Consider the following 22,104-nt stretch of genomic DNA (forward strand, 5'->3'; position numbering starts at 1 on the left):
GCTTGCTCCGGGCGGCGTTCCGACGAATGGGTTCAACGCTCAATCAGAGGCTGATCGGGGTCGCCTCGAACCGCACCCGCGGATGGGCAATCCGGTCCTGAGCCCGAACCAGTTCCAACTCGTAGCTGGCACACGCCTGGGTTTCCAGCAGCACTTCATGCACCGCCGACGCCGTGAACTCGAACGCGGCCACCAGGCTGTCACCCAATAGCACACGCGCCAGGAACAGGCCCGACGTCAGATCGCCCACGCCCACCGGCTGACGCGGAAACGCCAGCAACGGGCGCTGCAAATGCCAACTGCCTTCGGCCGTCACCAGCAGCATCTCGAAGACCTCTGCCGGTTTGCCGGGATAGTCCAGATGCTTGACCAGCACCGCTTTCGGGCCCCGCGCCAGCAAGGCACGCGCCATGGCCAGGCAATCGAACAGTGATTGCGGCTTGCGCCCGGAAAAACTGTCCAGCTCCAGTTGGTTCGGGCACATGAAGTCCGCTACGGCGGCGGCCTCCTCCAGCAGAAAATCACTGACTTCCGCCGGAACACTGCAGCCCTTCTCTGGATGCCCCATGACTGGGTCACACAGGTACAGCGCCTTGGGATTCATCGACTTGATCCGCGCCACCCCCGTCAAAATCGCCCGGCCCTGAGCCGCGCTGCCGAGGTAACCGGAGAGCACCGCATCGCAATTGCCCAACTCGCCAATCGCCGCGATGCCTTCGACCAGGTCAGGTATCTGGTGCGGCGCCAGCACTTCACCGGCCCACTGACCGTACTGGGTATGATTGGAAAACTGCACGGTGTTGAGCGGCCAGACATTCACCCCGACCCGTTGCATCGGGAAAACCGCGGCACTGTTGCCGGCGTGACCGAATACCACGTGGGACTGGATAGCGAGCAAATGCGGTGTACGTTTCATGCGGTGGATTTCCGTAAAACGATTGAAATTCTAGCCGCGCAGTATGCGACTAAACGCAGCCTGTACGACAGACCAGCGACGCAGTTAAGCTGACACTATCTTGTTGGAGCACCCTGTTGATGCTGACCCTTGGAAATATATTCGTGCTGATGCTGTTCGCCACTGCCGGCGCATGGCTTTGGCATAACCACGGCTTGCGCGAGCGCGCGCTGGATCGGGTCAAGCAGCATTGCAGCAAACTCGGGATCGAATTGCTCGACGGCAACGTGGCCTTGAAAAGAATCGCGTTCATCAGGGATGCCAGTGGGCGGCGACGCCTGGCCCGCGTGTACAACTTCGAATTCACCGTGACCGGTGAAACCCGCCACAACGGCACCATCACTCAGTTCGGCGCCCACAGCGCACAGATTGAACTGGCGCCCTACCCGGTCCCGTTCGATGAAACCGAACCGGTGGTCGATGTGGTAAAACCTCGCGCAGAAGTGATCGAGCTGAGCCAGTGGCGTCAGGACCATACCAAGTGGCGGCCTTGAGCCGTTAACCCGATTCGGATCGGCACGCTGCCAGCTCACTCTGCAACCGTTCTGCATTCTGCGGCTCACTGAAAATCAGCTCGATACGCGAATCCTGCCGCCATTCACTGGGCTGCCAGTCCAGCACCGAGTTATCCACCGCGTTCGCCGAGATCCACCCATGAATGCTGTGGATAACCAGCTTCGCCCGCTTCCAGCCAAGGCTTTCAAGCCAGCGGCCAACCTGGGCAGCCTCAAACACCTGGCTCGAATGCCAGCGCCAACCAATGCTCCAGCCTCCGTCCTGTTCCTGACTCAAGCAAATCGGCAATGCACGATCGCTCCAGACAGCCGGCAGCTGCGCCAACCCCTTGGGCACGATGAAGTTATCCACACCAGCCAACGCTTTGGCATTCAGTCCCGGCAGCTCGCTCAAGGGTAAAACTGCCTGTTGCGTCCAGTACAAAGGACTCGGTGGCAATTGCCGGGCGATTCGCTGGCGACTGTCTTCCTCGAGGCCTTCAGACTTGTTCAACAGCAGTAATCCCGCATGGCTCAGCGCTTGCTGTTGCGCATCCGGCAACAGTTTTCCAGCGGCGAGCGACTGAGCATCCAACACCAGCACGCAAGGCTGCACAGCCAATACGCCTTGCCACGGCGCTTCGCTCAATTGCCTGAGCAACTGCGCTGGATGGCCCAGCCCCGAGGGCTCGATAAATAGCCGATCCGGTTGCGCCTTGCGCAACAAACGCCCAAGACCAATCTGAAACGGCGCACCGTTGACGCAACACAGGCAGCCCCCGGCCACTTCGCCCAGTGAGATACCATCGGCGTCCCGGGTCAGTAGCGCCGCGTCGAGACCAATCTGGCCAAACTCGTTGATCAACACCGCCCACCGCTCGCCAGCCGGTCGCTGGGCCAACAGGTGCTTGATCAGGCTGGTCTTGCCGGCGCCCAACGGCCCGGCAATGACATGAGTGGGGATACTCTGAAGCATGGTCGATGATTTCTGAGGAGGTGATGGATGCGGTTGATTGGCTTGTCGTTGCTCCTGGCACTCGTTTCAGGCGAGGCGCTGGCCCAGGCTTGTGTGGTTCACAGCCAGGCCGAGCGGCTTGATGTCCAGGTGTGCCAGCAGAACCGCAACATCCCGCCAAAGCTCTTCGCCGATGGTTTCTGTCAACCGAACCTGGCGGGGCAGAAAGTCGAAGTGCAGTATGTCGATCAATGCCCCGGCGGCGCATTTGGTATCTGCAGCAACGCCCAAGTCGCCAATATGCCCTACCGCCAGGATATTCACTATTACGGCGTTGCCACCGACGCGGCGTATTTGCAGCCGTACTGCGAAGCCCAGAGCCAGGGCACCTGGCTCAAGCCTTGAAGCGCCAGTTCAGGATCAGGCTGCCTCTTCGTACCAAGGGCCGAATGGATCAGACAGCAAACCCCAGCCCTCAACGCCCAGTGCCATTTCCTCATCGGTCAGCAGGCAGGCGTCCAGTTCGGCCGTGAGCTGCGTGAAGTCGATGTTCTGGCCGATGAATACCAGCTCCTGGCGACAGTCCCCGCTGTCGGCGGTCCAGTTTTTCATGATCCCGGTGGTACTTTCCGGGTCCTGCGGCCATTGGTTTTTCGGTACGTAACGCCACCAGCGTCCGGCAAAGCCATAGCGCATCAGGCCACCGGCCTGGGACCAGCTGCCAGCGTCCATGTGCTTGCTCGCCAGCCAGAAAAAACCCTTGGAACGCAGCAGCTTGCCGTTGTCCCAAGGGCCGTCGATGAAGCTGAAGAACCGCTGCGGGTGGAACGGCCGACGAGCCCGGTAGGCGCTCGAAGCAATGCCGTATTCTTCGGTTTCCGGCACGTGTTCACCGCGCAGTTCCTTCAACCATCCCGGTGCCTGGGCCGCTTTTTCGAAATCAAAACGCCCCGTGTTGAGAATCTTGTTCAAGGGGATTACGCCCATCGACATCGGAATGATTTCCGCCTGGGCGTTGAGCCGTTCCAGTATGGCGATCAGTTCCTCGCGTTCGTGGCTGCTGATCAAGTCGATCTTGCTGAGCAAAATCACATCGGCGAACTCGACCTGCTCAATCAGCAGATCGGTAATCGAACGCTCGTCCTCTTCCTCAATTGTTTCTCCTCGGGAGGCCAGGCTTTCGGCAGCCTGGTAATCAAGCAGGAAGTTCATGCCATCGACCACCGTGACCATGGTGTCCAGGCGTGCGATGTCGTTGAGGCTCTGGCCGTTTTCATCGCGAAAAGTGAAGGTTTCCGCCACTGGCAGCGGTTCGGAAATACCTGTGGACTCGATCAGCAGGTAGTCGAAGCGACCTTCCTTGGCGAGTTGACTCACTTCCTCCAGCAAATCTTCACGTAACGTACAGCAAATACACCCGTTACTCATCTCCACCAACCGTTCTTCAGCCCGATTAAGGCTGACATCACGCTGAACTTCGGTGCCATCAACGTTGATTTCGCTCATATCGTTGACAATGACCGCAACCCGCAAACCATCGCGATTACGTAGTATGTAATTAAGAAGTGTACTTTTTCCGGCGCCAAGAAAGCCGGAGAGAACCGTCACGGGGAGTCGATTGGACATCTGCATATTCCTCACAGGGATGCCCGGTCGCGGTGTCGGGCCTAAAGCAATGTTATAGTATAACTGTAAAAATTAGCCATCCCCTTACTCAACAGGGCAAAGGACAGGATGCTGAACGCCGCTCCCTTCGTGAGGCTCCCCCAATGCGTAGCATCCTGAAACCTGCATTGATCATGCTTTCCCTGCTGGCGGCTGCCGACGCGATGGCCCAGGCCCCGAGCCTGGCCAAGTGCACTCGCAGCGCCAATCTGCTGGCCTGCGTGGATGCGGACGGCAATACCTACAGCGTCAACACCGCTGGCAGCACCATCTATCTGCGGGGTTTAGAGGCAGCCGGAAAACGCTATTGGGTGCAGACCAACAGCCGCTACGGTCAGCTTACGTTTTTCACCGGCATCGCCTCCGATGGCGAGACCTGGGTTGGCTACAACCAGCGCATCGGCTGGACCACGATCAACCGTTTTTCCAGTTCCGGCGGCAGCAGTGCCAAGTTCACCTGTAGCCGGATCACGGGCTGTTAGGCCTGCCTGTTTTCTGCTCCTGCTGCCAGGCGAGCTAACTGTTGCGTAGCCGCCGCGCCGAAGGGTAAAGCGAAGGCCGCGCTGGCCAGAATCAAGTTGAGCAAGTGGCGTCTGTGCATGATGAAAGCCTGTTCATGAAAAAGGCATCGTCGGATGTGTTGTTATACTATAACATTGTAATTCAACTCCCACGATGGACCTGCTCATGAATGCGCTGACTCTGCCGGATATCGCCGCGCAGGCCTCACGCCAAGCCCTGCCACTGGAGTGGGTGGGCATGTGCGGCATTGCTCTTCCCGTTTTGTTTGATGGCCAACGATTGAATGCAAAGGCCGATGCCGGCGTGAGCCTCGACGATGGCAATGTGCGCGGCATTCATATGTCACGGCTCTATCTGGCGCTTGAGTTGCTAGAGCAGGAAAGCCTTTCTCCGGCTTTATTGCGGCGGGTTTTGCAGCGTTTTCTTGAGAGCCATGAAGGGCTTTCCAGCAGCGCTCACTTAACCATTCACACCGATGTGTTGCTAAAAAGGCCAGCGCTGATCAGCCCATTGGCAGGTTGGAAAAGCTATCCGGTCAGCATCGAAGCGCGGTTGAAAAACGCGATGTTCCACGTGGAACTAAAAATCGAACTGCCTTATTCCTCAACCTGTCCATGCTCTGCGGCCCTTTCTCGACAGTTGATTCAGCAGCAATTCGTCGACGATTTCGCCAACAAGTCACTGCAACACGCTGACGTTTTAGCGTGGCTGGGTTCCACGAACGGCATCGTCGCTACACCTCACAGCCAACGCAGCAGCGCACTGTTGTGCGTACGGCTGGCTGATTTTTTGGACGATTTGCCTCTGATCGCCATCATCAACGATGCCGAAGCCGCACTCGGCACAGCCGTACAAACAGCTGTAAAACGCGCCGACGAACAAGCCTTCGCCTTGGCCAATGGTCAGAACCTGATGTTCTGCGAAGACGCTGCACGCCGTTTGAATCTGGCCCTGAAACGCTCCACAGGCATCAATGCCTTCCACATTCGTGTGATCCACGCCGAAAGTCTGCACGCCCATGATGCCGTGGCCGAAAGCCGTTTCAACTGGGAGGTCGCATGATTGGTTGCCACGCTTTGCGCTGGGGCGCACCGGGTCAGCCTCTCACCCCTGCGCTCGAGCTCGAACTGCCGAGGGGCAGCCTGACCGCTATCATCGGTGCAAACGGCTCAGGCAAAAGCAGCCTGCTGAAGGTCATCGCAGGCTTGCAAAAGCCGTTGGCCGGAAAAGTGCGACTGAGTGTTCCACTCAAGGGCGGCGTGTCATTCCTGCCCCAGCAACAACACCTGGACAGGCAATTTCCGATCAGCCTTCAGGCATTGGTCGCCGCCGGTTTCTGGGGCAACAAACAGTCACCGGAGATCCGTAGCCAACGACTGAATACTGTCCTCGAAAACTGGTGCCTGAACGGTCTGGAAGATCGGCCCTTGATGGCCCTCTCCGGCGGTGAATTGCAACGTGCCCTGCTCGCCCGCTTGAGCCTGACCGACGCACCTTTGCTGCTGCTCGATGAACCCCACGCGGCGCTCGATGAATGGGGTCAAGAGTTGCTCTGGAAGCACCTACACGAGTGGCACCACGAAGGCCGGACACTGATGGTCGTGTGCCATGACCTCGCCGCTGTCCGCGAGCACATCCCACACACATTGCTGATCAAACACAGCGGTTGTGTATTCGGCCCGAGCTTCGAACTGATCCGCCAACAGCCACAAGCGCAGGTGGCCTGATGATCGCTGCCGCGCATCTTTGGCAACCCTTCCACGAATTCGTCTTCATGCGGCGGGCGTTGCTCGGTGGCTTGGTCCTGGCATGCAGCACGGCGCCACTGGGAGTGTTTCTGATCCTGCGGCGCATGAGCCTGATCGGCGATGCCGTCGCCCACGGCATCCTTCCCGGTGCGGCGTTAGGTTTCTGGTTTGCCGGATTGAGCCTCCCGGCGCTGACCATCGGCGGCCTCGGCGCCGGCCTGAGCATGGCGGGCCTCGCGGCCTGGATTACCCGACGCACCGGCCTGCGAGAGGACGCCAGCCTCGCGGCGATTTACCCGATTTCCCTGGCCAGTGGCGTGCTGATTCTCGGTATCGCCGGCAAGCGCCTGGACCTGTTGCACCTGCTGTTTGGCTCGGCGCTGGCGGTCGATGGCCCGACCTTGACCGGCATGCTCTGGGTCTCGGGTCTGAGTCTGATTGCCATGGTATTGATCTACAAACCACTGTTGCTCGACACCCTCGACCCGCTTTTTCTGCAAACCGTCAGCCGGCTCGGCCCTCTGGCCCACGGCGTGTTTCTGACGCTGGTGGTGCTGAACCTGGTCATCGGCTTCCAGGCGATCGGCGCGTTGATGGTGGTCGGCCTGATGATGTTGCCGGCCGCCGCGGCGCGCTTCTGGAGTCGCCGCTTGCCGGTGCTGATCGTCGTTGCCGCGATGCTCGGAAGCCTCTCGGTATGGCTCGGTTTATTAATCTCGTTCTATTTCTCGCTGCCCAGTGGCCCGGCAATCGTGCTGGTAGCCGGCGGTGGATATCTGTTGTCCGTGGTGTTCGGGCCGGTACATGGCTTGCTGCGCCGCCCGCCTTTGCTCACATCCCAATGAGGTGTTACCCGATGCGCGCTTTACTCGTGTTGTTCAGCTTGATGGTGTCGATGTCGCTGTCTGCCGCCGAAAAGCTTCAGGTGGTCACCAGCTTCAGCATCCTGGCCGACATGACCCGACAGGTCGGCAAGGATCATGTCCAGATCACCAACATGGTCGGCCCGGACGCGGATGCCCACACCTACGAGCCGACACCGGACGACGCCAAGGCGCTGCTCAAAGCCAGGCTCATCATCAAGAACGGTTTGGGTTTCGAGCCCTGGCTGGATCGCCTGGTAACGAGCACAGAGACCCGGGCAGCCGTCATCAGTGCAAGCCACGGTGTCATACCGCGTAGTCTGGATGAAGACGGCGATACCGTTCCCGACCCGCATGCCTGGCACAACCTGGCGAACACCGAGCTGTACATCGCCAACATCACCAAGGCGCTGATCGCCGCTGACCCGGCGAACACCGCCGATTACGAGCGCAACAGTAAGGCGTACCTGAAACAGGTCTACGCCCTGCTCGCCGAAGCCAAGGCCAAACTCGGCTCACTGCCACCGGGCAACCGCAGGATCGTGACGTCCCATGACGCCTTTGGTTATCTCGGCCAGGCCTACGGCATCGAGTTCATGGCGCCTCAAGGCCTGTCCACCGAGCGCGAACCTTCAGCCGCCGAAGTGGCCGCACTGATCACCCAGATTCGTCAGGCCAGGGTCAAGGCGGTGTTCATGGAAAACATCAAGGACGCCCGCCTGCTCAAGCAGATCGCGGATGAAAGCGGCGCGCAGATCGGCGGCACTTTGTATTCCGATGCGCTTGCGGCAAGCGGTCCGGCCAGCACCTTCACCGGGTTGTTCGAGCACAACCTCAACACCCTGTACAACGCGTTGAGCAAGCCATGATCCGCAAGAATCCTTCCGGAGATTTACCGCTGATTGCCGAGTCGGCCTATGTCGACAAGACGGCGATCATCTGCGGCAAAGTGGTGATCGGCGAGAACGTGTTCGTCGGGCCCTACGCGGTGATCCGCGCTGACGAAGTCAATGACTCAGGTGACATGCAGCCGATCACCATCGGTGCCAACTCGAACATCCAGGACGGTGTGGTGATCCACTCCAAATCCGGTGCGGCGGTGACCATCGGCGAATTCAGTTCCATCGCCCACCGCTCGATCGTGCACGGCCCCTGCACCGTGGGCAATCGGGTGTTCATCGGCTTCAACAGCGTGCTGTTCAACTGCGCAGTCGGTGACGGTTGCGTGGTACGACACAACTCGGTGGTCGACGGGCGTGACCTGCCCGAGGCCTTCTACGTGCCCTCGACCACACGGATCGGACCTAACACCGACCTCTCGCAATACCCGCCGGTGAGTGTCAGTGCTTCGGAGTTTTCCGAAGACGTGGCGCGCACCAACGTCGATCTGGTGCGCGGCTACAAAGCCCTGCAAAACGAGTTCTGACCATGAGCAGCGTGCTGATTCGCAATGCCCGGCTGGTGAACGAAGGCCGTGAGTTCGAGGGCGATCTGTTGGTGAGCAACGGTCGAATAGTGAAAATCGCTCGCTGCATTCACGATGAAAACGCCAAGGTGGAAATCGATGCCGAGGGCCAATGGCTGCTGCCCGGCATGATCGACGATCAGGTGCATTTCCGTGATCCCGGCGCGCCCGACAAGGGCAGCATTTACACCGAGTCCCGGGCTGCAGTGGCGGGCGGCATCACCAGCTTCATGGACATGCCGAACACCAGCCCGCCGACCCTGACCCTCGAAGCACTGGCCGACAAGAAGCGCCGCGCGGCGATCAGTTCCGTGGCCAACTACGGCTTTCATTTCGGCGTGAGCAACGACAACCTCGACACCGTCGCCGCGCTCAAGCCTTGCGAGGTGGCCGGGGTAAAAGTGTTCATGGGCGCCTCCACCGGCAACATGCTCGTGGACGACCCGGGCATTCTCGAACGGTTATTCGCCGAAGTGCCGACCTTGCTACTGGCTCACTGCGAGCACACGCCCAGCATCGAAGCCAACGCGGCCAGACTCAGAGAACACTTTGGCGACTCCACCCCTCCCGCCGCTCATCCACTGATCCGCGATGCCCAAGCGTGCTTTCGCTCATCATCAATGGCGGTCGACCTGGCGAGAAAACATGGCACGCGCCTGCACGTCCTGCACCTGACAACGGCTCGGGAACTGGCCTTGTTCGAGGACAAGCCGCTGCCGCACAAACGCATTACGGCTGAAGTCTGCCTGCATCATCTGCTGTTCGATGACCGCGATTATCCCGACCTTGGCAACCTGATCAAATGCAACCCGGCGATCAAGACACAAGCTGACCGCGATGCCCTGCGCCAGGCACTGTCGAGCAACCGGCTGGACATCATCGGCAGTGACCACGCGCCGCACACCTGGTCGGAAAAACAACAGCCTTACTGGCAGGCACCGTCCGGTCTGCCCCTGGTGCAACATGCACTACCCGCGCTGTTGGAACTGGTTGCCGAGCAGATTTTGCCAATCACCACGCTGGTGGCCAAAACCAGCCACCGTGTCGCGGACCTGTTCGCCATTCCCGATCGCGGTTATCTTCGAGAAGGCTATTGGGCAGATCTGGTGCTGATCAAGCCCGAACCCGGCGGCGTTGCCGTTTCCATGCAACCGATCCTGTCGCAATGCGGCTGGACACCCTTCGCCCCCCGCAGCTTTCGGCACAGTGTCAGCACCACGATCGTGTCGGGGCAAATGGCCTGGCACGACAAACGTCTAAATGACAGCTGCCAGGGTTTGCCCCTACGGTTCATGCGATAAAGCTCGTTAGAAGCACGTGAGTACGCCGACCATGATCCAGATCACCCTGCCCGATGGTTCATTGCGTGAGTACGACCAACCGCTGTCCGTACATGAGGTGGCCGCCAGCATCGGCCCTGACCTGGCCAGCGCAGCCGTAGCGGGCCGAGTCAATGGTGTACTGGTGGACTGCGAATACATAATCGAGGCGGATGCCCGGGTCAACATTGTCACCCCCCGGGAGCCGGACGGCCTGGAGATTTTGCGCCGCTCCTGTGCCTTGATGCTGGCCATGGCGGTCAAGCAACTCCACCCGCATGCGCAAATGCGCGCGGGCAAGGAATTGGGCGATGGTTTCTTTTACGAGTTTACCGTCGAGCGCCCCCTGACTCCGGCAGACCTGCCCCTCATCGAAGCGCGCATGCAATCACTGGCAGCGACCAATCACTCTATCCGCCGTCGACCCCATCGCGAAGAGATGTCGCTGTACCGGCTGGGGGACACCGAGTACCAGAGCCATGGACCGCATGTCCCCACCACCAAAGTCTTGCAGGCGTTTGCCCTCGATCACATCAGCGGCACGTTGCAACAACGTATCTACGGCACCTGCTGGTCCAGCCACCAGGAACTGCAACAGTGGAGCGTTCCACCGCACGTGGTCGTCGTGAGCATGGATGACCGTCAGGCGACTTATGCTCAAGCAGTGACCGATTCCTTGCGCCAACGGGGCGTGCTCGCCAAGGCCGACCTGCGTAACGAAAAAGTCCGCTACAAGATTCGCCAGCACAGCCAGACCGTGCCTTACCTGGTGGTGGTTGGTGAAAAAGAACAGGCTGGGGGGTTTGTCAGTGTGCGCAGTCGCACGGGGGAGGATTTTGGCCGGATGGCTGTTGAGGCGGCTTGTGAGTGGCTGAGTCAGCCCGGGATTCTGGGCGGCTGAACTGACGCTTTCGCGAGCAGGCTCGCTCCCACATTGACTGTGTGTCGATCACACATCCCCCTGTGGGAGCCGAGCCTGCTCGCGAAGCCTTTAAGCTCTTGGCTTCACAGTGCCGCAATCCTGCCCCAACCAAACGGCGCGGGATTCGAGGCTACCCTTCTGCTGAATACCGGTGGCGTTGAACGTCCCGTTGACCTTGGTGGTGAATTCGCGATCACTGAGGAAAGTCGCCACGCCCGCACCCTGGGCTTTCGGGCAGCTGAAGCGGAATTTCCACTGATTGCCAGAGCGGTCGGTGATTTCCTGTTTGCAGCCCGACTGCGGATCGGTCAGCGGAATGTTATCGGTCTTGACCTGCTCTGGGGTCAAGCACGCCCGGATCCCTTTGCCGCCCATGGTGATGCCCTGTTTTTCCAGCATTGCACGCTGCTCAGGAGTCATCTGGCTCTGGAGCTGGCCGAGGATCAATTGCAGGTCCGGCATATTCTGCTCATCGACCTTCATGTTGCTCGTGGTCAGCTCCCACAATCCCGGTTGCAGCATTTGCGCGTGAGCCGCCACAGGAAGTGCCAAACCCAGTGCCATGGCCAAACCCAGCAGACGAACGTTCATCGAGTAACTCCTGATCAGTAGTGGCCGTTAGACGTCAGCCGCAGGCTTCGGTTCATGGCCCAATTAATTAGCGACATTCTGCACGGAACATGGTCTGTTAAGCACTGAATCTTCAGGAGCAAGGCAGCCCCCATGGATTACTTCGGACCGCATATTTTCGGTTATACCATCGCCCTGTTGCACTCGCTGGGCATGATCGCGGCCATACACGCCGTGTTGACCGTCCGTACCGCCCAAGGCTCTATCGCCTGGGCCCTGTCGCTGTTTTTCATCCCTTATCTCACGTTGATCCCGTACCTGATGTTCGGCCGCAGTACCTTTGATGGCTACATCAAGGCCCGGCGGCAGGCGAACGAGGAGATGCGCAAGGCCGTTTCCGAACTCAACTGGCGACCCTGGGTGGAAGAAGCACTCACTGCTCGCGCTTCGTCTGCATACGCCTCACTCAGAGCGATGCCCAAGCTGGGACACATGCCCTGCCTGGCCAACAACGAGATGCGACTGTTGATCAATGGCCAGTCGACGTTCGAGGCCATTTTCGCGGCCATCAGCCAGGCGAAAGAAGCCGTGCTGATCCAGTTTTTCATCGTTCACGACGACCGCCTTGGCCAACGCCTGCAGACTTTGCTATTGAAGAAAGCCGCCGAAGGCGTGGCGATTTATCTGTTGTATGACCGAATCGGCAGCCACTCCCTGCCCCAGGGTTATGTGCAGGCCTTACGTGATGGCGGGGTCGAGGTCAAAGCTTTTGGCCCCCGTAGTGGCTGGTTCAATCGCTTTCAGGTGAACTTTCGCAACCACCGCAAGATAGTGGTCGTGGACGGCATTCTCGGCTTCGTTGGCGGGCACAACGTCGGTGACGAATACATGGGCGAGAAACCGCCCCTGGCCCCCTGGCGCGATACCCACGTGCAAGTGCGCGGGCCAGTAGTGGCATGCATGCAGGAGTCTTTCGCCGAAGACTGGTTCTGGGTTGCTCGTGAACTGCCGCCACTGATCCTGCCCGAGGTTTATCCGGAAGACGGCGTGCTGTGCCAGTTGCTCGCCAGCGGGCCGGCAGACGCCTGCGAAACCTGTTCTCTGTTCTTTGTCGAAGCCATCCATGCGGCGACAGAACGGGTATGGATTACCAGCCCGTACTTCATCCCCGACGAAGCCGTGTTCGCTGCTTTGCGCCTGGCGGTACTGCGCGGTGTGGATGTGCGCCTGCTGTTGCCGTCCCGGCCCGACCACCGAATCGTCTATGCCGCCTCCAGCCTCTATGCCTTCGAAGCTGTGCGCGCCGGCGTGCGGGTATTCCGTTACCAACCCGGCTTCCTGCACCAGAAAGTGGTGCTGATCGACAGTGAAATCAGCGCCATTGGCAGCGCCAACCTGGACAACCGTTCGTTCCGGCTGAATTTCGAAGTGATGTTGCTGACCGTCGACAGTGCTTTTGCCGCCGAGGTGGAACAGATGCTCAACGATGACTTCGCCAACGCCCACGAAATCGCCAAAGAAGAAGGCCGGGAGACCCGCCGCATCCAACAGGTCGGCATGCGGGTCGCCCGGCTTATTTCACCGATTCTTTAGAGATAGATATCGTCGCGGGTCCATGGCAGTTCATGACTGCCATCGGCATGGGCCTTCACCGCGAGAATCTGGTGCAGGTTGATCCAGCCGCGGGCAAACGCATAAGCGCAACCCGCCAGATACAGTCGCCAGATGCGCAGGGCTTGTTCCGGTACGAGTCTGGACGCCGTTTCGAGGTTGTCCTCCAGGCGTTCGCTCCAGTGATCGAGCGTGCGAGCGTAGTGCAGGCGCAAGCTTTCGACGTCGACGATTTCCAGCCCGGCCTCGCTGATCTCGGCAGAGATCATCGACAAATGCGGCAGTTCGCCGTTAGGGAACACATATTTCTCGATGAACTCACCGGCACCGCGACCCACCGGACGGCCATCATTGTATTTGGCGGTGATCCCATGGTTCATCACCAGTCCGCCCTCTTTCACCGCGCCGAACAGGGTCTTGCAGTACTCGGCCAGATTGGCGTGGCCGACGTGTTCGAACATGCCGACACTGACCACTTTGTCGAAACGGCCATCCTGTGGCAGATCGCGATAGTCGAGCAGTTGCAGTTCGATCATGTCCTCCAGGCCCTCCGCTTTTACGCGTTCCCGGGCCAAGGCTAACTGTTCATTGCTAAGGGTGATACCGAACACTTTCGCGCCAAACTCGCGCGCCGCAAAACGCGCCAATCCACCCCAACCGCAACCCACATCCAGCAGATATTCGCCAGGCTGCAGGCGCAGCTTGCGGCACAAATGACGGAACTTGGCTTGCTGGGCCTGTTCGAGCGATTCACTGCCGGTCTCGAAATAAGCGCAGGAATACGCCATGTCGCTGTCGAGCCACAGTTGATAGAACTCGTTGGACAGGTCGTAGTGGTAGGAAATCGCCTTAGCGTCCATCTCTTTGTCGTGGGCGCTACGAACAGGCTGATTGTCGTCGTCTTCGTTCAGCAACGCCTGGCTCCATTCATCACAGATGCGAATCACATCGCTGATGGAGCCTTCAAGTTCCAGTTTGCCTTCGACAAATGCAGCACCGAGGGCATCCAGGCTTGGATGGGTAAACTGGGTGACCATTTGTGGGTCCTTGACCACAATCGTGACACTGGGCGTCGGCCCCAGGTTGAATTCATGGCCGTCCCAGAGTCTCAGGCGAAGCGGTAATTGCAGATTCTGTAAGGCCGGTGGTAGTTGCGCGAGCATGGATAACCCCCTTGTTTCAGACGTCTGAACAGAGGGTAGACCATCTATGAAAAATAGCTGGCTATCGAATTAATAGCCATTTCCAATGATTCGCTGCGCCAGAACCGGCCGCCGCCAATGCACAAAATGATGTGCCCTCATCTCCAATGACTACGAACCGGGCGCACAGTTCTAAAAAATTGAAACCCCGTGATTGCTTGGTTTAGAGCATTCGACTTCAGGCTTCGTCCTTGATTTTGAGCAGTGGTTCCTGGAACCGCAGCAAACGACCGGCATTGCCCAATACCAACAAAGTGCTGAGGTTATGCAACAACGCCGCAATCATCGCCCCGGCAGCACCGAGCCAGCCGAACGCGGCGAAGACCACAATGGCCAAGGTCCAGCCCAGGCCGATGATCACGTTGACCTGTAATGTCTGGCGGCACTGCCGACTCAGACGCACGCAGGTGCCGAGCCGGCGCAGGTCACTGCCGATCAACACGATGTCGGCCGATGCCAGGGCGATATCTGCGCCGCCTGCCCCCATGGCCACACCGACCACGCCAGCCTTGAGGGCCAGGGAGTCGTTGATGCCATCGCCGACCACCATCGGCCGGAAGCCGCTGTTGATTTCCTTTAGCACGCGATTCAGTTTGTCCTCGGGCAACGCTTGCGCTTCGACGTCGCTGATCCCGACATCCCGGGCGAGCGATTGCGCGACGCTGCGCCGATCACCGGTGAGTAACAACTGACGACCCAATCCGAGGTCGCGCAATTCACCCAAGGCAAACTGCGCCTCGGGTTTAACGCTGTCGGCCAACAACAGCCAGGCGAGGAATTCGCCGTTGAGCGCCAGCCCGGCAATCGGTCCGTCGTGATCGGGAACCGCCGTAGTGCTGATGCCCAGTTGTGCAAACAATTCCGGTCGGCCGAGTGCCGCTTCGCCCTGCTCGGTCATCGCTACCACGCCCAGACCCTGGCGCTCATGAATGTCAGAAAGCAGCAGAAAATGCTCCTGGGTCACCAACCCCGCGAGCGCACGGCTGACCGGATGACTGCTGGCCGAGCCGAGGCTGGCGGCGAGTTTCAGGACATGGCTGCGATCCTCCAGCGGACTGTCGATGGATTGCAGGCGCAAGGTGCCAAAGGTCAGCGTCCCGGTCTTGTCGACCACCAGCGAAGTCAGGTCCGCCAACTCTTCGAGGAATGCGGAACTGCGGATCAGAATCCCGTGGCGTGCCGCCACCGCCACCCCGGCAATTGCCGTGGCCGGCGCCGACAACACCAGCGCACAAGGACAGGCCGCCACCAATACCGCGAGCATCGCTTGAGCATTGTTGGTGATGAACCAGGTCACGGCCGCCAGCAGCAACACCAGCACCATATAGCTGCCGGCGTAACGCTCCAGCAGACGAGTGATCGGCGGCTTGGAGCGCTCGGCGTTTTGCATCAGCGCAATCACTTTGCCGAGGGTCGACTCGTGACCAGTGCGGGTCACTTCGATTCGCAGCAGACCATCGAGATTGATCGCCCCGCCATACACCGACATGCCAACGCCCGCCTCCATCGGTACCGATTCGCCGGTAATGGAGGCGGTGTCCAGGCTCGCCTGACCGGACATCACCCGGCCATCCGCCGGCACCCGGTCACCGGCCCGCACCTCCACCAGATCGCCGGCTTTGAGCGTGCCGTTGTCGACCTCAATGATGGAACCGTCGGCCTGCACCTTGCGCGCGTGGCTGCGGGTCAGTTTACCGAGGGCGTGAATGGCTTCCTGGGAGCCGATCACGCTGCGCTCCTCCAGCACATGGCCGAAGATCATGATGATCGGCAACAGCGCCGCCGTCAGCAGATCCCCGGTAGCCCAGGCACCCAGCATGGCCAATGCAATCAATTGGTCGGTGATGCCGTGCAGACTCGGATAACGCAGGCTGTACCAGGCCGAACGCATGACCGGTACAGCGACCAACAGCGAGGCAACACCCAGCAGCAGTTGACTGACACCCGTTTGCTCCGGTGCCAGCCAACGCCAGATCAAGCCCAGCGCAAGCAGACCCAACGCGAGCATGGCCAGTGTCAGTTGACGCGCGGCGCGGCGCTGTTCGGCCGAAGACAACAGGCTCGGTGCAGCGGTTTGAGCGGTCATTGTGCAGCTCCCTGAATGATCAGGCGGGAATCGTCTTTGGGATCGACCGTGGTGACCGATCCGGCCTGGCCGAGAATTTTCGGCATGCGTTCGCGATAGATGCGCAGCAGCATTTGCGGATCAATGCCTTGCTGTTGTGCTTTGGCCAGGCTCAACACGGTGGCCGTATCAGCCGACGCCTTGGCCAATCGTTCACTCGCCTGGGCATGGGCCACCTGCAGCGTGCGGTCGGCTTGTTCGTTGGCGGCCTGCGACAATTTCTCGGCTTCGGTACGCGCATTGGCGACGGCCTTATCGGCTTGCTGGCTCGCCGTCAGTACCGCGTTGAAAGCGTTCACAGCAGGACTTGGCAGACTCGATTGCACATCGACCCGCGCCACTTCGATCCCCAAGCCCTGCCCTGTTGCACTGAGCTCAGCCAGCCGTTGATTGATACCCTGCACCAGATCACCACGCAGGCGCTCGCGTCGCTCCGCCGCCTGGCTATCGGCGCCGATCAATTCCGGGCGAGCGACCAGGATGGTGTCCAGATCCCGTGCGGCCGTGAGCGCGACCGCGCTGCGGGTCACCAGTCGATCCAGCGCCGGCAACACGTGTTCGCCCTGAAGCACGAATGCGTATGGCTCAGTGACTTTGTAGAACACCCGCACATCGAGTTGCACCACCCCGGCATCACCGGTTAACAGATAGCCGGAGCCCGCGAAGGCATCACTGATGGGCGAGGCAAAACTGGCCACGCGATCTGCCTGTATCGCGGCATCACTGCGCAACAGACTGTCCACACGCCGCTCGATGACCCGGTCCGCGGCTGGCAACAAAGTCACCTGTTCAAAGGGCTGCGGCCAGGCCAATAACAGCCCGGCATTCTGAATACGATCCAGCGCACCGAAATGCATAACCACGGCGCGGTTTTGTGGATCGATTTGCCGCACATTGGAAAACGCCCACGCCAACGCCGCCAGCACCGTCACCGCGTACAGGGCAATAAACGCCAATCGCCCGGCCTGAATCCAGGGGCCGCTCAACTCATTTGTTCCACGTGGAACCAAACTCATGGCTGCGATCCGGACTTATTGTCGAGGCTCGGCGGACCGTCAACCAACACCCGGAACGGTGCAGCATCGGTGCGCAAAATCAGCTTGGTTCCCGGCGTCACCACCGTGCCCAGGGTGTCGAGTGAGCGAAGCAAGTTGTAGAGCTGAGGCGATCCCGCGTAGGCGCGACCGTAAATCTGCGCCGCTTCGACGCGGGATTGCGCTTCGATATCTGCCGCTTTCACCGTGGCATCGGCCTGCACAATTCGCGCATCACGCTCGGCGGCGGAACGGATTTGCGCGGCTTCACGTTTGCCGATGGCCGTGCGCTCAGTGGCGATGGTTTCACGCTCGGCGCGCATCCGGTCGACCGTCGCGGTGAGCGTCACCGAAGGCAGCGTCAACCGTTCGATGCCGACCTGCAACACGCGTACGCCATAAGTGGTGAGCAACTGCTGATCGATTTGCTTGCGCAGTTGTGCTTCAAAATCGGCAATGCGCACCTGGCTGGCATCGGTATTCACCAGGTTCGCCAGATCAAAACTGCTGGCGGTGGTTTCCAGTGCGGAGCCAACAAAGGTACGAATCTGCCGCGCGGCTTCATCAGGCTGGTTCTGCACCGCGCGCATGAAACGTTGCACATTGTCCGGGTCGCCCTGCACCTTCCACGCCACATAGGCCTGGACGATGATGCGCAGACCATCCCGCGTGCCGACATCCTGCAAACCGCTGGACGTGGTTCGCAGTCGCAGATCCACCGGGATCGCCGCCTCGAACGGTGCAGGCCAGCGCCAGCCCAGTCCCGGTTCCAGCAAGACTCGTGAAGGGTTGCCGAAGCGCGTGATCACCGTGGCTTCCCCCGAACGCACCTGCACCAGGCTCGCGGCGGCGACTGCAAACGCCACCAGCAATGCCGCCCACCCCATCCGACGCCATGGGAATGGACCGGCCTCCTGAGGATCGCCGTGGTGATGATGGTGATGGCCGTGGTGGTGATGCCCGCCATGGCCGTGATCGTGGCCGGCGTGGTCATCGTGATCGTGGGTATGGGACTGGTTCAATTGGCAGCTCCTGGCTGAGCGGTTTTACGCGACGGCGCAGGGTCAACCGGCAGCGTGAACGTACGGAGGTCGATGGTCGGCGCATTGCTGCTGCCACCCAGTCGATGATCGAGAACCAACAATTTGGCGTTGGCCAAACCCTGGGACAACTGGCTGAAATACTGCTCCAGCACAAAGGCCTGGCCCGCACTGGCATAGGCTTTTTGCTCGGCGTTGAAATTCAGGTCCGCAGCCTGGGCGCCGGCTTTGATTTCGCGGGCACTGGCCGTCGCCTGATCGCGGGCGATGCTGGCCTGCAACTGCGCCTGGTTGGTGGCTTCGGCAGCGGCGCCACGTTCCCGGGCGATCAAGGCTTGCGCGCCAATCTGCGCCGCTTGCACACCGTGATAGGCATTGGCTGCACCGGCCGGAGGGTGAATCGCCTCGACCACCGTGGCGAGAATCTCCACGCCGCTGTCGAGTTTTTGCAGGTCAGCCTGGACGGCGCGGCCGATGTCTTCGGCCAGCCCTACCCTGTCCTCGCCCAGTAAACCGTCGAGGGTGCGCGAGGCGAAGTCGTGAACCAGGATTCGGCTGGCGGTGCTACGAATCAACATCGGCACATCGGCGCTGTTATAGGTAGCGGCCAACGCCGCCTGATCACTCAGACCGATGCGATAGACGAAGCGCACGTCCATGTTGACGATCTGAAAGCTCTGCTTGTCTGCCCGACTGCTGGCGATCACCTGGGATTTGTCGTTTACATGGCTGGCGTCCCACAGGCGATTGGCAATCGCCGGGGCCGGGCCTTCGGCCGGGTCTGACTGGGCGGGAGCCGAGGTATCACCGACACTGGTAGCCAGTTCGTGAACCACGCCATTCTCGACGCTCAACACCCGGCCCAGTGGCCACGGCAAACCCATATGCAAACCGGGGCCAAACACCTCTACCGGCTTGCCGAATCGCTCGTAGATACCACGGCTTTGCAGGGCAATTTCGTGAATGCCGGTCAGCGACCAGCCAACCAGCGACACCACCGCCAACACCGGCAGCAACGCCCGACGCATGTAAGTAAACGCCCAGATCTGCCGCAGATCGATGCCGAAGCGGTTATGCAATTCGTGCTGCAAAGCCAGCAATGGCTGGGGTGGCCAGCGCAGCATGTCGGCGACGAAACTACGCGCCAACAGCTCCGGCTCAAGGCGCTCGCGGCGTGGGCTGAACAATGACAAAAGCGCACGCAGCAACAGCTCAGCTGCCACCAGCCCCGGCAACAATCCGATCAACACCGCCAGGCGTACGGGCCATACCGACGCTTCATCGGCAAACAACAGACAAAAGGCACCGAGTACCAGGCTGATGATCGCCACGCGAGTCAATTGCGCCAACGCGGCGGCTTCAGGCCATTGCGCGGGGTTTTCCTGCGCCAGATGGCGCTCCATCACCAACAGGCCGAATGCCAACAGCAAGGAGCACGCAGCACCGACAGTGGCCGCCAGGCCAAGTGCTGCCGGGGGTAACGCGAGATTCCAGACCTGTTCCACACCCAACAATGCCAACAATGCCCAGCCACCAAGCCATAGCGTCGGCGCGCCGATTTGCCCGAGCAGGTGCTGCGATTGCCGGCTGATGCGGTCCAGTAAGCGTTCATACCATCCCGAAGGCGCAAAAGATTCGTCGACAGCGACCTCGGGCACGGTGGGATTCATGGCGCGGGCACGCCACCTGGCCACCCACCAGGCCGATTGCAGGCCCGCCATCAACACCAGCAACGCCGCGCTCAGGTTCAATAGCAACGCTGGCCACAGTGTTTGCGACGCAAACAGCCCGGCAAAAAACGCCAGTAGCACACCCACCGTTGCGAGTACGCCCGCACCGGTGGCGAACTTGCGCAAACGCCGCCCTTGAATGAACGCCTGCTGGAAACGCGGCAACCCGGCTAACGGCGTTTCATCAACATCGAGATCGACTTGCATACCACCCCAGAGAGTCTTCGCTTACATGGCAATTCGTTACGATATAACGAAAGTGGTGAAATTTCCGTGCTCAAGCGCGCCATCTAAAGATGCCCAACCTGTCGCTTACCTGAAGCCTTGACCGAAATGCTGTACAACGCACATATTACGATCGTAATTTTCTTCAGAAACTACTTTTAACGATCCCTTTCCCATTCGATCCAGGAGTACAGATCCATGAGCAGTTATGACGTCGTGATACTCGGCGCAGGCCCTGGCGGTTACAACGCGGCAATCCGCGCCGGACAACTGGGTCTGAAGGCAGCCTGCGTGGAAGGACGCGCCACACTCGGCGGCACTTGTCTGAACGTTGGTTGCATGCCATCCAAGGCGTTGCTCCATGCCTCCGAACTGTACGACGCGGCCATGGGCGCGGAATTCGCCAACCTGGGGATCGACGTCAAACCCAGCCTCAACCTTGCCCAAATGATGAAGCAAAAGGATGAAAGCGTTACCGGGCTGACCAAGGGCATCGAGTTTCTTTTCCGCAAAAACAAAGTCGACTGGATCAAGGGCTGGGGCCACATCGACGGCCCGGGCAAAGTCACGGTGACCGATAGCGCCGGCGGCAAGACCCAACTGAGCGCCAAGGACATCATCATCGCCACCGGTTCCGAGCCCACTCCCCTGCCTGGCGTGGACATCGATAACAAACGCATCCTCGACTCCACCGGCGCCCTCGCACTGACCGAGGTGCCCAAGCATCTGGTGGTGATCGGCGCTGGCGTGATCGGCCTGGAGCTGGGTTCGGTATGGCGACGTCTCGGGGCGCAGGTAACGGTGGTCGAGTTTCTCGACCGGATCTGTCCCGGCGTAGACATCGAAGCCGGCAAAACCCTGCAACGCTCCCTGAGCAAGCAAGGCTTGAGTTTCAAATTGAGTTCAAAAGTGACCAGCGCCACCAGCTCCACCCACGGCGTTCAACTGAGCATCGAGCCTGCCGCTGGCGGTACTGCCGAGCTGCTGGAAGCCGATTACGTGCTGGTGGCCATCGGGCGCCGACCTTATACACAGGGCCTGGGCCTGGAGAACGTCGGCTTAGCCACGGACAAACGCGGCATGCTCGCCAACAAGGGCCATCGCACCGAAGCCGCTGGGGTCTGGGTGATTGGTGACGTGACCTCAGGACCTATGCTCGCCCACAAGGCTGAGGACGAAGCCATGGCCTGCGTCGAGCAGATCGTCGGCAAGGCCGGCGAGGTCAACTACGATCTGATCCCCAGCGTGGTCTACACCAAGCCGGAATTGGCCAGCGTCGGCAAGACCGAAGAACAGCTCAAGGCTGAAGGCCGGGCGTACAAGGTCGGCAAGTTTCCCTTCACCGCCAACAGCCGGGCGAAGATCAACCATGAAACCGAAGGCTTCGCCAAAGTGCTGGCCGATGAGCGCACGGACGAAGTCCTTGGCGTGCATCTGGTCGGCCCCAGCGTCAGTGAAATGATTGGTGAGTATTGCGTGGCCATGGAGTTCAGCGCTTCGGCCGAAGACATCGCGCTGACTTGCCACCCACACCCGACCCGCTCCGAGGCCTTGCGTCAGGCGGCGATGGATGTGGCGGGGATGGCTACACAGATGTAAGACCCGAAAGGCTTGGCTGCCTGGTCTATTGGCATCGCGAGCAAGCTCGCTCCTACAGGG

The 22,104-nt window shown here is 60.1% G+C and carries 21 protein-coding genes; 12 read left to right on the plus strand and 9 right to left on the minus strand.

Annotated elements, in window-relative coordinates; genetic code table 11:
• Positions 1-43 precede the first annotated feature (43 nt).
• Positions 44-916 (minus strand): pyridoxal kinase PdxY, encoded by an 873-nt coding sequence (pdxY, locus tag B0D71_RS18210; protein ID WP_103395995.1) that lies wholly within the window; start codon positions 914-916, stop codon positions 44-46.
• A gap of 119 nt (positions 917-1,035) precedes the next feature.
• Between pdxY and B0D71_RS18215 the strand changes: the two genes are divergently transcribed.
• The gene (locus tag B0D71_RS18215; RefSeq protein WP_103395996.1) at positions 1,036-1,449 is read left to right on the plus strand and encodes a DUF3301 domain-containing protein; all 414 of its coding nucleotides are present in this window, start codon (positions 1,036-1,038) and stop codon (positions 1,447-1,449) included.
• A 4-nt stretch (positions 1,450-1,453) separates the two neighbouring features.
• On the opposite strand, the gene B0D71_RS18220 is transcribed toward B0D71_RS18215, so the two are convergent.
• Positions 1,454-2,425, minus strand: a complete 972-nt coding sequence (locus B0D71_RS18220; RefSeq protein WP_103395997.1) for a CobW family GTP-binding protein — start codon at positions 2,423-2,425, stop codon at positions 1,454-1,456.
• A gap of 27 nt (positions 2,426-2,452) precedes the next feature.
• Between B0D71_RS18220 and B0D71_RS18225 the strand changes: the two genes are divergently transcribed.
• On the plus strand, positions 2,453-2,809 hold the full coding sequence (locus B0D71_RS18225; RefSeq protein WP_103395998.1) for an NADH:ubiquinone oxidoreductase: 357 nt from the start codon (positions 2,453-2,455) through the stop codon (positions 2,807-2,809).
• A gap of 15 nt (positions 2,810-2,824) precedes the next feature.
• Here the strand turns inward: B0D71_RS18225 and zigA are convergent, their stop codons facing one another.
• Positions 2,825-4,030, minus strand: coding sequence for a zinc metallochaperone GTPase ZigA (gene zigA, locus B0D71_RS18230; RefSeq protein ID WP_103395999.1), 1,206 nt, complete (start codon positions 4,028-4,030; stop codon positions 2,825-2,827).
• A 143-nt stretch (positions 4,031-4,173) separates the two neighbouring features.
• Between zigA and B0D71_RS18235 the strand changes: the two genes are divergently transcribed.
• The 8 genes from B0D71_RS18235 (at position 4,174) to B0D71_RS18270 (ending at position 10,887) form a co-directional block, all read left to right on the plus strand.
• The gene (locus B0D71_RS18235) at positions 4,174-4,551 is read left to right on the plus strand and encodes a glutamine synthetase (protein WP_103396000.1); all 378 of its coding nucleotides are present in this window, start codon (positions 4,174-4,176) and stop codon (positions 4,549-4,551) included.
• Positions 4,552-4,756: 205 nt separating this feature from the next.
• Positions 4,757-5,653: a GTP cyclohydrolase FolE2 gene (gene folE2 / locus B0D71_RS18240; RefSeq protein ID WP_103396001.1), complete on the plus strand. Its 897-nt coding sequence runs from the start codon at positions 4,757-4,759 to the stop codon at positions 5,651-5,653.
• Positions 5,650-6,318, plus strand: a complete 669-nt coding sequence (locus B0D71_RS18245) for a metal ABC transporter ATP-binding protein (protein ID WP_103396002.1) — start codon at positions 5,650-5,652, stop codon at positions 6,316-6,318. Before folE2 ends, B0D71_RS18245 begins: the two co-directional genes overlap by 4 nt.
• Entirely contained in the window at positions 6,318-7,184 is an 867-nt protein-coding gene (locus B0D71_RS18250) for a metal ABC transporter permease (RefSeq protein WP_103396003.1), read from the plus strand. The genes B0D71_RS18245 and B0D71_RS18250 overlap by 1 nt, the downstream gene beginning before the upstream one ends.
• 11 nt (positions 7,185-7,195) lie before the next feature.
• Positions 7,196-8,071: a metal ABC transporter substrate-binding protein gene (locus B0D71_RS18255; protein ID WP_103396004.1), complete on the plus strand. Its 876-nt coding sequence runs from the start codon at positions 7,196-7,198 to the stop codon at positions 8,069-8,071.
• The gene (locus tag B0D71_RS18260; RefSeq protein WP_103396005.1) at positions 8,068-8,628 is read left to right on the plus strand and encodes a gamma carbonic anhydrase family protein; all 561 of its coding nucleotides are present in this window, start codon (positions 8,068-8,070) and stop codon (positions 8,626-8,628) included. Before B0D71_RS18255 ends, B0D71_RS18260 begins: the two co-directional genes overlap by 4 nt.
• Positions 8,629-8,630: 2 nt before the next feature.
• Positions 8,631-9,968, plus strand: coding sequence for a dihydroorotase (locus B0D71_RS18265; protein ID WP_103396006.1), 1,338 nt, complete (start codon positions 8,631-8,633; stop codon positions 9,966-9,968).
• A 31-nt stretch (positions 9,969-9,999) separates the two neighbouring features.
• Positions 10,000-10,887, plus strand: coding sequence for a His/Gly/Thr/Pro-type tRNA ligase C-terminal domain-containing protein (locus B0D71_RS18270; RefSeq protein ID WP_103396007.1), 888 nt, complete (start codon positions 10,000-10,002; stop codon positions 10,885-10,887).
• 90 nt (positions 10,888-10,977) lie between these two features.
• Here the strand turns inward: B0D71_RS18270 and B0D71_RS18275 are convergent, their stop codons facing one another.
• A complete protein-coding gene (locus tag B0D71_RS18275) occupies positions 10,978-11,499 on the minus strand; it encodes a DUF3617 domain-containing protein (RefSeq protein WP_103396008.1) in 522 nt (173 codons plus the stop codon).
• Between the two features lie 132 nt (positions 11,500-11,631).
• On the opposite strand from B0D71_RS18275, the gene cls reads away from it, so the two are divergent.
• Positions 11,632-13,071: a cardiolipin synthase gene (cls, locus tag B0D71_RS18280; protein ID WP_103396009.1), complete on the plus strand. Its 1,440-nt coding sequence runs from the start codon at positions 11,632-11,634 to the stop codon at positions 13,069-13,071.
• Here cls and cfaB read toward each other — a convergent pair.
• The 5 genes from cfaB to hflK (B0D71_RS18305) all read right to left on the minus strand — a co-directional run bounded on the left by cfaB (position 13,068) and on the right by hflK (B0D71_RS18305) (position 20,427).
• A complete protein-coding gene (cfaB, locus tag B0D71_RS18285) occupies positions 13,068-14,252 on the minus strand; it encodes a C17 cyclopropane fatty acid synthase CfaB (protein WP_103396010.1) in 1,185 nt (394 codons plus the stop codon). The genes cls and cfaB overlap by 4 nt on opposite strands.
• Before the next feature lie 217 nt (positions 14,253-14,469).
• Entirely contained in the window at positions 14,470-16,377 is a 1,908-nt protein-coding gene (locus B0D71_RS18290) for a heavy metal translocating P-type ATPase (RefSeq protein ID WP_103396011.1), read from the minus strand.
• Positions 16,374-17,432: a protease modulator HflK gene (hflK, locus tag B0D71_RS18295; protein WP_103396012.1), complete on the minus strand. Its 1,059-nt coding sequence runs from the start codon at positions 17,430-17,432 to the stop codon at positions 16,374-16,376. Before hflK (B0D71_RS18295) ends, B0D71_RS18290 begins: the two co-directional genes overlap by 4 nt.
• Entirely contained in the window at positions 17,429-18,472 is a 1,044-nt protein-coding gene (gene hflC, locus B0D71_RS18300) for a protease modulator HflC (RefSeq protein WP_103396013.1), read from the minus strand. Before hflC ends, hflK (B0D71_RS18295) begins: the two co-directional genes overlap by 4 nt.
• Complete coding sequence (gene hflK / locus B0D71_RS18305) at positions 18,469-20,427, minus strand: protease modulator HflK (RefSeq protein ID WP_103396014.1); 1,959 nt, start codon at positions 20,425-20,427, stop codon at positions 18,469-18,471. Before hflK (B0D71_RS18305) ends, hflC begins: the two co-directional genes overlap by 4 nt.
• 216 nt (positions 20,428-20,643) lie before the next feature.
• Between hflK (B0D71_RS18305) and lpdA the strand changes: the two genes are divergently transcribed.
• On the plus strand, positions 20,644-22,044 hold the full coding sequence (gene lpdA / locus B0D71_RS18310; protein WP_103396015.1) for a dihydrolipoyl dehydrogenase: 1,401 nt from the start codon (positions 20,644-20,646) through the stop codon (positions 22,042-22,044).
• Positions 22,045-22,104: the final 60 nt, after the last annotated feature.

This window comes from Pseudomonas laurylsulfativorans, assembly GCF_002906155.1.
GTDB lineage: Bacteria > Pseudomonadota > Gammaproteobacteria > Pseudomonadales > Pseudomonadaceae > Aquipseudomonas > Aquipseudomonas laurylsulfativorans.

Bases quoted from the DNA above. Each gene is read 5' to 3' on its own strand.
- pdxY (WP_103395995.1), bottom strand. From the start codon at position 916: ATGAAACGTACACCGCATTTGCTCGCTATCCAGTCCCACGTGGTATTC.
- B0D71_RS18215 (WP_103395996.1), top strand. From the start codon at position 1,036: ATGCTGACCCTTGGAAATATATTCGTGCTGATGCTGTTCGCCACTGCC.
- B0D71_RS18220 (WP_103395997.1), bottom strand. From the start codon at position 2,425: ATGCTTCAGAGTATCCCCACTCATGTCATTGCCGGGCCGTTGGGCGCC.
- B0D71_RS18225 (WP_103395998.1), top strand. From the start codon at position 2,453: ATGCGGTTGATTGGCTTGTCGTTGCTCCTGGCACTCGTTTCAGGCGAG.
- zigA (WP_103395999.1), bottom strand. From the start codon at position 4,030: ATGTCCAATCGACTCCCCGTGACGGTTCTCTCCGGCTTTCTTGGCGCC.
- B0D71_RS18235 (WP_103396000.1), top strand. From the start codon at position 4,174: ATGCGTAGCATCCTGAAACCTGCATTGATCATGCTTTCCCTGCTGGCG.
- folE2 (WP_103396001.1), top strand. From the start codon at position 4,757: ATGAATGCGCTGACTCTGCCGGATATCGCCGCGCAGGCCTCACGCCAA.
- B0D71_RS18245 (WP_103396002.1), top strand. From the start codon at position 5,650: ATGATTGGTTGCCACGCTTTGCGCTGGGGCGCACCGGGTCAGCCTCTC.
- B0D71_RS18250 (WP_103396003.1), top strand. From the start codon at position 6,318: ATGATCGCTGCCGCGCATCTTTGGCAACCCTTCCACGAATTCGTCTTC.
- B0D71_RS18255 (WP_103396004.1), top strand. From the start codon at position 7,196: ATGCGCGCTTTACTCGTGTTGTTCAGCTTGATGGTGTCGATGTCGCTG.
- B0D71_RS18260 (WP_103396005.1), top strand. From the start codon at position 8,068: ATGATCCGCAAGAATCCTTCCGGAGATTTACCGCTGATTGCCGAGTCG.
- B0D71_RS18265 (WP_103396006.1), top strand. From the start codon at position 8,631: ATGAGCAGCGTGCTGATTCGCAATGCCCGGCTGGTGAACGAAGGCCGT.
- B0D71_RS18270 (WP_103396007.1), top strand. From the start codon at position 10,000: ATGATCCAGATCACCCTGCCCGATGGTTCATTGCGTGAGTACGACCAA.
- B0D71_RS18275 (WP_103396008.1), bottom strand. From the start codon at position 11,499: ATGAACGTTCGTCTGCTGGGTTTGGCCATGGCACTGGGTTTGGCACTT.
- cls (WP_103396009.1), top strand. From the start codon at position 11,632: ATGGATTACTTCGGACCGCATATTTTCGGTTATACCATCGCCCTGTTG.
- cfaB (WP_103396010.1), bottom strand. From the start codon at position 14,252: ATGCTCGCGCAACTACCACCGGCCTTACAGAATCTGCAATTACCGCTT.
- B0D71_RS18290 (WP_103396011.1), bottom strand. From the start codon at position 16,377: ATGACCGCTCAAACCGCTGCACCGAGCCTGTTGTCTTCGGCCGAACAG.
- hflK (WP_103396012.1), bottom strand. From the start codon at position 17,432: ATGAGTTTGGTTCCACGTGGAACAAATGAGTTGAGCGGCCCCTGGATT.
- hflK (WP_103396014.1), bottom strand. From the start codon at position 20,427: ATGCAAGTCGATCTCGATGTTGATGAAACGCCGTTAGCCGGGTTGCCG.
- lpdA (WP_103396015.1), top strand. From the start codon at position 20,644: ATGAGCAGTTATGACGTCGTGATACTCGGCGCAGGCCCTGGCGGTTAC.